This window comes from Nitrosomonas sp. Is37 (genome assembly GCF_033063275.1).
GTDB lineage: Bacteria > Pseudomonadota > Gammaproteobacteria > Burkholderiales > Nitrosomonadaceae > Nitrosomonas.
In genome coordinates this window covers 42,648-54,152 of sequence record NZ_JAWJYP010000009.1, presented here as the reverse complement: position 1 = coordinate 54,152, position 11,505 = coordinate 42,648, and the positions used below count along the sequence as shown (strand labels likewise).

Annotated in this window: 10 protein-coding genes; all 10 read right to left on the bottom strand. The window is 53.9% G+C overall.

Going from position 1 to position 11,505, the window contains the following annotated elements; genetic code table 11:
• Positions 1-60: 60 nt before the first annotated feature.
• The gene (locus R2Q26_RS05875) at positions 61-1,464 is read right to left on the bottom strand and encodes an NADH-quinone oxidoreductase subunit N (RefSeq protein ID WP_317535425.1); all 1,404 of its coding nucleotides are present in this window, start codon (positions 1,462-1,464) and stop codon (positions 61-63) included.
• Positions 1,451-2,950, bottom strand: a complete 1,500-nt coding sequence (locus R2Q26_RS05870; protein ID WP_317535424.1) for an NADH-quinone oxidoreductase subunit M — start codon at positions 2,948-2,950, stop codon at positions 1,451-1,453. The genes R2Q26_RS05875 and R2Q26_RS05870 overlap by 14 nt, the downstream gene beginning before the upstream one ends.
• A 10-nt stretch (positions 2,951-2,960) precedes the next feature.
• Positions 2,961-4,970: an NADH-quinone oxidoreductase subunit L gene (gene nuoL / locus R2Q26_RS05865; protein WP_317535423.1), complete on the bottom strand. Its 2,010-nt coding sequence runs from the start codon at positions 4,968-4,970 to the stop codon at positions 2,961-2,963.
• The gene (nuoK, locus tag R2Q26_RS05860) at positions 4,967-5,290 is read right to left on the bottom strand and encodes an NADH-quinone oxidoreductase subunit NuoK (RefSeq protein ID WP_317535422.1); all 324 of its coding nucleotides are present in this window, start codon (positions 5,288-5,290) and stop codon (positions 4,967-4,969) included. Before nuoK ends, nuoL begins: the two co-directional genes overlap by 4 nt.
• On the bottom strand, positions 5,287-5,778 hold the full coding sequence (locus R2Q26_RS05855; protein WP_317535421.1) for an NADH-quinone oxidoreductase subunit J: 492 nt from the start codon (positions 5,776-5,778) through the stop codon (positions 5,287-5,289). The genes nuoK and R2Q26_RS05855 overlap by 4 nt, the downstream gene beginning before the upstream one ends.
• 108 nt (positions 5,779-5,886) lie before the next feature.
• A complete protein-coding gene (gene nuoI / locus R2Q26_RS05850; protein ID WP_317535420.1) occupies positions 5,887-6,426 on the bottom strand; it encodes an NADH-quinone oxidoreductase subunit NuoI in 540 nt (179 codons plus the stop codon).
• A 36-nt stretch (positions 6,427-6,462) separates the two neighbouring features.
• The gene (gene nuoH, locus R2Q26_RS05845; RefSeq protein WP_317535419.1) at positions 6,463-7,425 is read right to left on the bottom strand and encodes an NADH-quinone oxidoreductase subunit NuoH; all 963 of its coding nucleotides are present in this window, start codon (positions 7,423-7,425) and stop codon (positions 6,463-6,465) included.
• Positions 7,422-9,731: an NADH-quinone oxidoreductase subunit NuoG gene (gene nuoG, locus R2Q26_RS05840; protein ID WP_317535418.1), complete on the bottom strand. Its 2,310-nt coding sequence runs from the start codon at positions 9,729-9,731 to the stop codon at positions 7,422-7,424. The genes nuoH and nuoG overlap by 4 nt, the downstream gene beginning before the upstream one ends.
• 2 nt (positions 9,732-9,733) lie before the next feature.
• Positions 9,734-11,014: an NADH-quinone oxidoreductase subunit F gene (locus R2Q26_RS05835; RefSeq protein WP_317535417.1), complete on the bottom strand. Its 1,281-nt coding sequence runs from the start codon at positions 11,012-11,014 to the stop codon at positions 9,734-9,736.
• Positions 11,015-11,018: 4 nt separating this feature from the next.
• Positions 11,019-11,504 (bottom strand): NADH-quinone oxidoreductase subunit NuoE, encoded by a 486-nt coding sequence (gene nuoE, locus R2Q26_RS05830; RefSeq protein WP_317535416.1) that lies wholly within the window; start codon positions 11,502-11,504, stop codon positions 11,019-11,021.
• Between the last annotated feature and the right edge of the window lies 1 nt (position 11,505).

Here is an 11,505-nt window from a genome sequence, read left to right as displayed (position 1 = left end):
GTAATAATTACGATTATGCATAGATATTTCGGCGACAATTTTCTTGAAAAATCCCGTACTTCAAGGCAATTTAAGAGACCCCAATAGCCACTCCGGGAAAATGCCAAGTCCGATAATCAAGAGAATGGTAATGATTATGACAATCAATGTGCCCTGTGTCGGCGGGATGGTGTCTAAGGTTGTCTCTTGCTCACTATAAAATACCATCATTACCCGTAAGTAATAAAAAAAAGAGAGCGCCGTGTTGATTACTGCCACGATCGCTAACATGACATTGCCGACCTCAATAGCTGCGCCAAAGGCGAGTAGCTTGGCCATAAAGCCAGCTGTCGGCGGAAGGCCAGCGAGGGCTAGCAGGTAGATTCCCATAGCAAGTCCCAGCATCGGATATCGACGCCCCAGTCCGCGATAATCTATCAGGTTTTCGCGATCTTGATCACGGCGTGTCAACGCAACGATGACAGCAAATGCACCCACGTTCATAATTGCTAAGGTAACAGCATAATAGATAGCGGCATCGCGGCCTTGAGCAGTACCCGCTGACAGCGCTACCAGGATATAACCGAGATGGGCGACAGAGGAATAGGCGAGTAGCCTTTTCAAATTCTGCTGATTCAGCGCCAATAGGTTACCTACTACCATACTGATTAACGCAAGTCCCCACAATAACGGAAGCAGCATCTCCCATAGAGAAGGTAATTGCAAGCACAATAACCGGATCAGAAATACCATTGTCGCAGCTTTGCTGAAACTCGCGAATAGAGCTGTTATCGGTGAAGGGGCGGCCTGGTAGATATCAGGAGCCCACATATGAAACGGTACCAAGGCCACCTTGAATCCTATCCCGACTAGGATCAGGGTAATGGCGACTGGCAGTAAGGATTCATCGCTAGCAACTGTATTCAGCTCAGTCAGGTCCAATGTGCCGCTGCTGGCATAGGCCAGGGCAACGCCATAAAGAAAAAATGCAGTTGCAAAGCCAGCGAGCACAGCATATTTTATCCCGCCTTCGATCGCGCCATATCTTGTTGGTTGCCAGGCGATAAGGGCATAGAGCGGTACAGCCAGGATTTCTAGGCCGACAAAAGCGCTGATAAGATTGTTTGAGCTTACAAGCAATGCCATTCCTAATGTGGCAAAGAGGATTAGGCTCAAGTATTCCTCTTGGAGTTCATTGCGGATGGGAGCGTGGCCAAAGGATAGCATGACGATGGCTGCAGCACCGAATATAAAAAATAGAGTAAACAGGCGGCTTATGTCGTCGATTACCAGCATACTACCTACTGCACCAGGTATTTGCCACAGTGAGGTAGCGGCAGCACCTAGCAGTAGGAAAGCCAGCGTAGCAGTCGATAATAATCGGATCGAAACACGCTTTGGCCAGATACCCAGCGTTAATATGGCTAGGCCGCCCGTTGTTAGCAACAAGTAAGGGATGAGGTTGATCAGGTCAGCGGAGGGCATCAATCGATCCGGTAGGCACAGAGCTTTTCGATTCGATGATAGCAGCCACGGGGATTTGCAGACTGTCAAGGAAGGGGGCAGGATACAGACCCAGCCATAGTACCGCAAATGCTAAAAGTCCCAGCGACACAGTTTCGCGACGGTTGAGGTCGGTCCATGCTCGTTTAATGGTTATCTCCCCCAGCATGGCGCGCTGGTACATCCACAGCAGGTAAACGACTCCAGCAATAATGCCCAGGGCACCTGCTACGGCAAGCCCAGCTGAGACCTGGAATACGCCGGCAAGGACCAGGAATTCACCGACGAAGTTGGCCAGCCCTGGCATACTCATCGCAGAGAGTGTAAAGAGCAGCAACAGGGAAGCCAGACGGGGTAGTGGCGATAATAGTCCCCCCAGTTGCGCTAGTAAACGGGTGCCGGAACGTTCTTCCAACATGCCGACCATGGCAAACATCGCGCCCGTTGTCACTCCGTGGGCTAGCATCAAGAGCACAGCGCCGTTCAAACTTTCCTCATTCCAGGCATAGATGCCAAACACCACAAAACCCAGGTGGCTGATAGAAGAATAAGCAATGAGTCGCTTCATATCCTCCTGGACCAAGGCCAACAAAGCACCATAGAGGATACCGATCATCCCTAGAGTCATACCAACGGGCGCAAAGTCTGCGGAGGCCTCAGGAAACAGTGGCAGACAGAAACGCAACAAGCCGTAAGCACCGGTTTTCAGTAATAAGCCTGCGAGGAAGATGCTGCCTGCTGTGGGTGCTTCGGTGTGAGCGTCAGGCAGCCAACTGTGTATTGGAAACAGCGGAATCTTGACAGCGAAAGCCACAAAAAAGCCGAGCATCAGCCACATCTCGCTGTTGCCTGGCAGATTGATCTGTAACAACTCGAAGTAATCGAACGTGTAAATACCGGTTTGCTTGCCATGAGTGAAGTACAATCCGAGGATTGCTACTAGCATCAACAGTGAACCGGTAATCGTGAAAAGGAAAAACTTGTAGGCGGCATAGAGCCTCCGCTCGTGCCCCCACAACCCAATCAGAAAATACATCGGCACTAACATCAGCTCCCAGAACACATAGAACAACACCAGATCCAGCGACAGGAAGACCCCCATGATTCCTGCTTCGGTAGCGAGGAGGAGGGCGGCAAAAGCGGGCCAATTGCGTTGTACTGCATTCCACGAGACAAGGACTACCACAGGGCCCAGCAGTGCGGTCAGAAGTACCAGCAACAGACTGATACCATCCATACCCAATAAAAATTGAATCCCCATGGCGGGTACCCAGGGAGCACGCATGATGTAAAAATAACCCTCTTCATTGGGGACTGCACCCCACCACAGGCAAAGCGAGATCAACAGCTCTGTACTGGTAACCGCTAGCGCAGCCCAACGTGCAAAAGCTGTTTTGTTACGCCCTGTCAAACTGATCCAGAGTCCGCCAAACAGGGGTAGAAATATCAGCACGCTCAACCAGTCCATAATACTCTCCTCACCATAACCAATATCCCAGGAAGAACACGGCCCCTGTGCTTATCACCAGGGCATAGCGGCTCAGAAAACCGTTTTGGGTAGTGCTCAGTATCGTATAGCTGAAGCGCAGCGCCGCCACCAGGCTAGTGATGCCGGCTTCTAACGTCTTATATTCCACACCTTTGCGGCAGAAGGTGGCAAAGGCCAAAAATCCACGCGTTATTCTGGTTAGTGCTCCCTCAATCAGAAGAGTTTCCACAGCATCTGACACTCCTCTGGCAAGAGCGCGGTAAGGACGTACCACGATATATGTGATGCCTTCCTTACTTTCACCAGCTTGCAGTATCCTTGCCAGAGCAAGGTAGGGACGTACCAGCGTGGCATGGTAGAAAGCATCAAAACCCCAACCGCTGCGCAAAAAATTTGCCAAAGGAAGTGATTGATATGCTTGCTCGCGCTGGATCAACCACAAGGCCAAGCCAAAACCTGCTAATGGCAACAACGCAGTAATGAATTGGAGAGTATAAGTAATGGTTGGCGGAGGGAAGGTTGCTACAGCAAGCTCATCTGCCAGCCATAGACTCCAAAGATGAGGACCAGGCCAGCCTTCCGGTAATTCAATGAAGCCACTAACGATGCTGAGCAACGCCAAAATGAGTAACGGTAATGACATGAAATAGGGAAGGGATATAGTCGAGGTTCTGGGGCCTGAACCATGGAAGACAAGAAAATAGACGCGAAAGATATAGATCGCAGTCAGCAGGGCGCCGAAAGCAGCGAAGGCCCACAATAGCGGGCCAGCAGGTGCCGACCATGCAGTGACAAGAATGGCATCTTTGCTATAAAAGCCAGCGGTGATGAAAGGCACACCAGCCAGTGAGGCAGCGCCAATCAGGAATGTCCAGCGAGCTATGGATGGATGGTTACCTATTTTGCCTAGACTGTTTATATCGTGTTCATCTCCACTGGCACGGATCACTGCTCCTGCAGATAGGAACAGCAAAGCCTTGAAGAAAGCATGAGTGGTAAGATGAAAGAGCGCTATGGTATAGGCTCCGCAGCCAAGGGCTAGAAACATGTAGCCTATCTGACTGATGGTCGAGTAAGCTAATACTTTCTTGAAATCGCTTTGCGCCACTGCAGCGCTGGCGCCATAGACGATGGTCAGCGCACCGATGGCTGCCACGAGCCATTGCGTATGGGGTGCCAACTCAAATAAGGGGTGAGTGCGCGCGATTAAATAAACTCCTGCCGTGACCATGGTGGCGGCGTGGATCAATGCAGAAACAGGACTGGGGCCGAGCATGGCATCAGGTAGCCAGACTTGTAATGGTAATTGTGCTGACTTACCCACAGCTCCGCCCAGGATTAACAGCGTCGCCAGAGTAGCCAATGTTGAGCCTTTTTCCCACTGGACGGTAGCACTCGTGAGCAGCGCGGATAGCGATAATTCGTGAAATTGGCTGAATAGGAGGAAGATGCCGAGTGCCAGCGCTGTATCGCCAATGCGGGTGACAATAAAGGCCTTGCGCCCAGCATTGCTTGGTAGCGGGTCTCGGTACCAGAAACCAATCAGGGCATAGGAGCACAGTCCGACCAGTTCCCACCCCAGATAGAGAAACAGCAGATTGTCAGCTAGCACCAGTAACAGCATGCCGGCTAAAAACAGGTTGAGAAAAAAATAATAACGACGCTGATCGGCCTCTTCAGCCATAAAGGGTACCGAGTAAAGATGGACCAATAAACCCACACTGCTGACTATGCTCACCATTACCAAAGCAAGGCGATCAAGTGTGAAACCGAACATCGGTCGCCACTCGCCCACTGCTACCCAGGTATAGAGGGTTTGCTGTAACGGCTGGCTGGTGGCTTCGGTCAGCCATGCGAGCACCACCACCAAAAAAGCAGCAGCTGAGGCACAACAAGCTACCATGGCAAGGTGTTTTCGTCGCAGCAGACTCCCCAGGAAGAGGATGATGAGCGATCCAAGCAAGGGGGTGCCGGGAATCAGCCATAGCCACTGGCTCACGATGTACTCCTGTCAGTATCATCCCTGAGGTGGGTGAGCGTTTCCACGCGGACTGCCTTGTAGTGATCAAAAGCTAGCCATACCAGGATCAGTGCCACCACTACTTCTGCAGCAGTTACCGTCAACAGCATGATAACCAGTACCTGGCCATCGGCATTGCCCCAGTATTGGCCTGCTGCTATTGCCGTTAAGGCAACGCCATTGAGCATCACTTCCAGTCCTATCAATATGAACAACAGCTCTCGCCGTAATAACACTACGGCGAGACCCAGTACGAATAATAGAGCAGCGATAGCCAGGCTGTGACTAAGTGGGATCACCGTTTTCCCCTTCGACTGAGATAGAGGGCTGCCACCAATGCTGCCAGCAACAAAATCGCAGCAGCTTCGACCACCACCAGGTATGGACCAAACAAAGCGCTTCCCACTTCCTTAGGTTCGATCACCGTGATGCTGCCTGCCTCATGTAATGACGATCTACTAAGTAACAGCAAGAGTACCAACCACAGAAGTAGAGCCAGTAATGCTATTCCTCCCCAACTGCCAGGGAGTAACAGTGGCAGATTTCGTTCGGTGCGTAAATTCATCACCATCATCATGAACAGGAACAATACCATGATTGCACCAGCGTATAGCATGACCTGGAGTGCTGCCAGCAGTGGTGCACCTAGCAGGAAGAACAGCAATGCTAAAGCCAGCAATGATACGATCAGGTAAAGGGCAGCATGAACCGGATGACGCACTACCAAGATCGCGCCTGCAGCAACCACTGCAATGGCGGAAGAAAGATAAAAAATGAACTCATACATGGGCTGACCCTGTTGAACGGGTTGTTCTGTTCATCATTGTTGCTTTCCTTTATCTTTGTGCAGGGTAAATCGATGCATCCTCCCATAAGACGAACTGTTCTCCGTCTGCTAGGGCAGATTGGTATCATGATCCACCGGCGGTGTATCTCGGACACCCTCGCCAATAGCCTTGCCGAAGATTGCGATGCCAGCATGGCGGTAAAAATTGTAGCCGACGTGCTTGCCCTGACCGTCGATCAGCAGTTGCTCTTTCTCGTACACCAGCTCATTATGACTCCGCTCGCACATCTCGAAATCTGGCGTAAGCTGTATTGCCAGTGTTGGGCAGGACTCTTCACAAAAGCCACAAAAGATGCAACGGCTGAAATCGATGCGAAATGTTTCCGGATAACGCCGACCGTCGGCTCGCTGCGTAGATTGCAAGTGGATGCAGTCCACCGGGCATACCGCTGAGCATAAATAACAGGCCACACACCGTTCTTCGCCATCAGGATCGCGGGTAAGCACGATGCGGCCACGCCAGCGCCCGGGCAGGGGGCGCTTGATCTCCGGGTAAGACACTGTCTCACGCTTTGCCCAGGCATGGCGCAGGGTCGTCCACAGCGAACGCCACAGCCTGATCAGTAGAGTTGGAGTCTGTTTATTCATTTGTTTAGCTATCCTCCAGTGTTAATCTTCCAAAGTTTAATTTTCCATCCAGAACAATCCTAGCCCAGCGGTCATCAGCAGGTTAATCAAGGAGGCTGGCAGCATTACTTTCCAGCCGAAATCCATCAGCTGGTCATAGCGCAGCCGTGGCAGGCTAGTCCGCAACCAAAAGAATAGGAATATCAGTGCCAGCGTCTTAAGGGAAAACCAGACTACACCAGGCAGCCAGGGTCCATGCCAACCACCCAGAAACAGCAGCGTTACCAGTGTCGCGATGAGGAGTATCCCTAAGTATTCACCGAGATAGAAGAAGGCGAATTGGATACCGCCGTATTCAGTGTTGTAACCCGCGGCGAGCTCGTTTTCCGCCTCAGGAAGATCAAAGGGCAGGCGGTTGGTTTCGGCGATGCCGCACACCAGAAAAATGATAAATCCCAACGGTTGAAGCACGATAAAGGGCAGCGTCTGGGCGGCGACGATCTCTTTCAGGCTGAAGGAACCGCTCAACATCACCACTCCCACCAGCGCGAGTCCCATCGGTAACTCGTAACTGATCATCTGCGCAGCGGAGCGTAGGCCACCGAGCAGCGGGTATTTACTGTTAGAGGACCAGCCGCCGAGTATGAGGCCGTAAACCCGCAGCGAGGAGAGCGCCAACACATAGAGCAAAGCGATGTTGAGATCGGCCAACCACCAATCCTCGCTTACCGGTACTACGATAAAACTGAGCAACACGGTCAGCGGGACGATGATCGGGGCGATGGTATAGACCATGCGATCGGCAAAAGGGGGTACGAAGGTTTCCTTGCTTATCAGTTTCAGGATATCGGCAATAGGTTGCAGCAGACCGAAGGGACCGGCACGGTTGGGGCCGAGGCGATCCTGCAGCAGCGCAAGAATACGGCGCTCACCATAGATCATAAAGGCTGCGACAAGCACCAGCCCCAGCAGCACCAATCCCAGGCTTGCAAGGGTGAGCAGCCATTGGGCGACGTTCATGATACCTTCTCCAGTTCGAGTGGATCACCATGGCCGACCCCTAATTGAGCAAGCACCACTCGGGCGAGGGCAATCGTGCCGGCAGCCACGTTGTTATCAAGCTGAACAGGTAGCACCATGGTTTCGACTGGACCCTGCAGTCTGACCCGTTCTCCCTCCGCGATCCCTTCACTCAAGGCTGTTGCTGGATTGATAAGCGCCGCGGCTGCCGGAGCTAGCTTCAATAAAGCCGGAGCGAATCCGGCAAGAGGCTCATCACCATACCAGCTGGCCAGTGCGGCCTGCCAGCGTCCGGGATGGAGTCTCCAAGCCAGGCGGATGGTTGTATCGATCTGCACAGGTAGGGGAAGCGCAGCTAGAGGTGACCCCAGTGTGCCGGGGACGGGCGCCTGGTAGCCAGGGAAAGCATCACTCAGCACTACCGCGGCATCCGGCAAGGCGAGCGCAAGGCACTGCGCCAAATCTGCGATGACTTCTGCTGTACTGAGCAGAGGTTCTGAACGTTGGAAGACAGAGGCGAAGCCTTGGGCGCGGCCTTCGTAATTGACAAAGGTACCGCTACGCTCCGCCCACGCCGCTACTGGTAGCAAGATATCTGCTGCCTCGGCAGTGGCGGTAGCGACACAATCGAGCACGATAAGGGTGCTGAGGCGTTGGCATGCCACACGCCAGCGAGCACCTAAGCGGGCATCGCCGAGGGGATCATTGCCTGCCACGATCAGAGTTTGGATCTGACCCGACTCGATCGCCTCTAACATCGCAGTAGTGCTACTTGCCGGGGTAAGCAACGCCGCTCCGTAAGCGTTGGCCCCTGGCAAAGCATAGGCAAGTCTAGCACGAGGTCCCAACGCAGTGGCCAGTTGTGCCAGGACGACAATCTCTGGCGCGACCATGGTCTCGATTACGCCTACCAACAGCGGTTGATGGGCCGCCGTCAGGTATGTTGCAATATCCGTTAGTTCTTTCTCCTGCTTATTGTGAGCAGCAGAGGGGGCAGCTACCCGTTCATTCAAACGCAAAAGATGCGCGCCTATTTCGTGTGGTGAGATTGTCAGTGTCGTGGCCGCGAAGCGAACTAATGGGGTAGGTCCACTATGCAGCAGGGCCAGCTTGGCACCGTTCCGGTAAGCCTGACGTAAGGCCAGATCGATCATTGGCGCATGCGCGGTAAGGTCACCGACGATCAGTGCTGCGTCAGCCTGCTCCATTTCGGCCAGGGACGGCGCTCTAGTGGTGTTTTGGAGCTGGGCGACGGCGGTAGCCGTTGCTACCTCGAGCTGGGGATCGCTGAAGGTAGCGAAGACTCCACTCAGGTCATACAGCAAGGCTCGTAACATGGCATTGCCTTCCAAGTCTTCCCGTACTGAGCCGAGACCACCTATTTTATCCCTGGCAGCTTTGATTTGTTCCGCAGCGGCGGTGAGCGCCTGACGATAGCTTACCTTTACGTCCTCTACGCGGGGGGTCAGCGGTCGAGCAGGGTGTTCGCTGTACTGATGACCGTAACGGCCGCGGTCACAGATGAACCAGCGGTTGAGTTCGGCATGAAAGCGATTGCGTACCCGACGTAAGGTGCCGTCCCGTGCTCCGGGCAGGGTGTTGCAGCCGACGCTACAGTGAGGACAGACGGAAGGGGCTGTCTTCAGATCCCAGACCCGCGCAAAATGCTGTCGGAACACAGCATCGGTGAAGACGCCGGTAGGACAGACCTCGACTAGGTTGCCGGCGAAGGGACTTGCTAACGGACCGTCCTGAAAGCGCCCGAAATAGACCTCATTGCGCAGGCGCATCGCCCCGAGATCATCACCGAGGGCATACTCCTGGTAAAAGCGGGTGCAGCGATAGCAGGTGATGCAGCGGTTCATCTCATGATGAACCAACGGACCGAGATCCTGATTGGTGAAAGTGCGCTTACGGCCGCGATAGCGGCGATAGGGAGGACCGCAGGCAACAGTCATATCCTGCAGGTGACACTCTCCACCCTCGTCGCAGACCGGGCAGTCATGAGGGTGATTGATCATCAAAAATTCGATTACCCCTTGGCGAACTTGTCGTGCGGCTAACGCTGAGACGGAAACCTCAAGTCCGTCTCTGGCTGGTTCAAGACAGGCCATCACCACCTGAGGAGCTTTGGTAGGATCCTTTGGCGTAATCTCTACGGCGCATAGCCTACAGGCGCCAAGACTGCCAAGGGCAGCGTGGTAACAGAAATAGGGAATCTCTATACCAACCGCTAACGCGGCCTTGAGGACGTTGTCGCCCTCCTTAAAAGGGATTTCACAGCCGTCGATACGGATCGTCCCCATGATTAAGCTCCGCTCTTATTGGTTGCATCAAACGGGCAGCGACCTGTGGCGATATGGTTTTCATAATGCTCGCGAAAGCATTGCAGGCTGCTGACGAGTGGTTCCACTCCCCCGGGTGCGAAGGCGCAGAAGGAGTGTGAGGCGATGATACCGCACAGTTCCTCCAGCAAGATTAAGTCTTCTGCCTGACCTTCTCCGGCGGCGATAGCTGTCAGGATTTGCGCCAGATAGGGCATACCATCACGGCAGGGAGTACAGAAGCCACAGGATTCACGAGCGAAGAAGCGCGTCAGGTTCAGCGTGGCCTGCACCGGACAGGTGGTGTCATCGAGGACGATGATGCTGCCAGTGCCGAGCCGTGAACCTGCTTTGGCGACGGGATCGAAATCCATCGGAACATCGAGGTGTTCGGGCAGCAGGAAGGCCGTCGAAGCCCCACCGGGTATGAAGCCGAGCAGAGTGCGTCCTTCGGCAAGGCCGCCAGCATGTTCGAAAATCAATTCTCGTGCCGGAGTGCCGCAGGGGAGTTCGAACAGGCCAGGGCGTTGCACCATGCCACTAACACAGAATAATTTGGGTCCGCAACCGCCATTGACCCCCACATCACGAAACCAGTTGGCGCCATTTAGCAGGATATGCGGCACATTGACCAGAGTCTCGACGTTATTGCTGGTGGTGGGTTGATCCCATAGGCCCTTGACGCTTTGCCGTGGTATTTTGGGGCGCGGATTGGGGCGTCGCCCCTCAATGGCATTAGTCATGGCTGTTTCTTCGCCGCAGATGTAGCGTCCGGAACTGAGGTGTACCTTGATCTTTAGACTGAAACCGCTGCCCCTGATATTGGATCCCACCAGTCCTGCCTTCTCAGCCTCTTCGATGGCGCGCTTCAAGCCATTGCCACCCTTGGCATACTCGCCCCGGACAAAAATCACAACCTGTTCAGCCTGCAGCGCATAGGCGGAGACGATGGCCGCTTCGATGATCTGGTGAGGACCGCCATAGAGCAGATAGCGATCCTTGAAAGTGCCAGGCTCAGATTCATCCAGATTACAAAGCAGATAACGGGGATGCGGCGCGTCTGCACCCCGCAGGCGCCACTTCAGACCGCAGGGAAAACCTGCCCCACCGCGCCCGCGTAGATTGGCCGCTTCTACAATCTCAATGATTTCCTCGGGTTTGCGATCAAAGGCGGCATCCAGGCTACGGTAACCACCGACGGCTTGGTAAGCCTGCAAACCCAAGGGAGCGTTGAGATCGAGGTGGCGGGTCAGCACGGCTTCCATACGCTTAGCCCTCCACTTGTAGGCGTTGCAGCAGTGCTTGCAGAGCAGCTTCGTCCAATGGTCCCACTGCCTCACCGTCAACAAGCGCTGCGGGCGCTTGGTCGCACAGCCCCAGACAAATGCTGGGCAAGACGCTAAAGGCTCCATCCGGAGTGACTTTTCCCAATGGCACGCCACTGTATTTTTCGGCAGCTACCAGCAACTGATCCGCTCCACGTAGACTGCAACAGACACTGTCGCAGACCCGAAGGACATGCCGGCCAACCGGACGACGATAGATCAGGCTATAGAAAGTAGCTAATTCCTCAACCTCGGTAGTCGATAGACCGGTGAAATGGGCGACTTCTTCAACTGCTGCATCATCGAGGTAACCGTGTTCGATCTGTAAGGCCTGCATCATAGGCAGGATCGCCGCACGACGTTCTGGATGAGTGACGGGGAGTTGGGCCAGATGTTTTTGCAGTACTTGCCGGTTTAGCTTGTCGTTCATA

Excerpts from the sequence above, each read along its gene's own strand:
- R2Q26_RS05875 (WP_317535425.1), bottom strand. The coding sequence starts at position 1,464 with ATGCCCTCCGCTGACCTGATCAACCTCATCCCTTACTTGTTGCTAACA.
- R2Q26_RS05870 (WP_317535424.1), bottom strand. The coding sequence starts at position 2,950 with ATGGACTGGTTGAGCGTGCTGATATTTCTACCCCTGTTTGGCGGACTC.
- R2Q26_RS05855 (WP_317535421.1), bottom strand. The coding sequence starts at position 5,778 with ATGTATGAGTTCATTTTTTATCTTTCTTCCGCCATTGCAGTGGTTGCT.
- nuoI (WP_317535420.1), bottom strand. The coding sequence starts at position 6,426 with ATGAATAAACAGACTCCAACTCTACTGATCAGGCTGTGGCGTTCGCTG.
- nuoH (WP_317535419.1), bottom strand. The coding sequence starts at position 7,425 with ATGAACGTCGCCCAATGGCTGCTCACCCTTGCAAGCCTGGGATTGGTG.
- nuoG (WP_317535418.1), bottom strand. The coding sequence starts at position 9,731 with ATGGGGACGATCCGTATCGACGGCTGTGAAATCCCTTTTAAGGAGGGC.
- R2Q26_RS05835 (WP_317535417.1), bottom strand. The coding sequence starts at position 11,014 with ATGGAAGCCGTGCTGACCCGCCACCTCGATCTCAACGCTCCCTTGGGT.
- nuoE (WP_317535416.1), bottom strand. The coding sequence starts at position 11,504 with ATGAACGACAAGCTAAACCGGCAAGTACTGCAAAAACATCTGGCCCAA.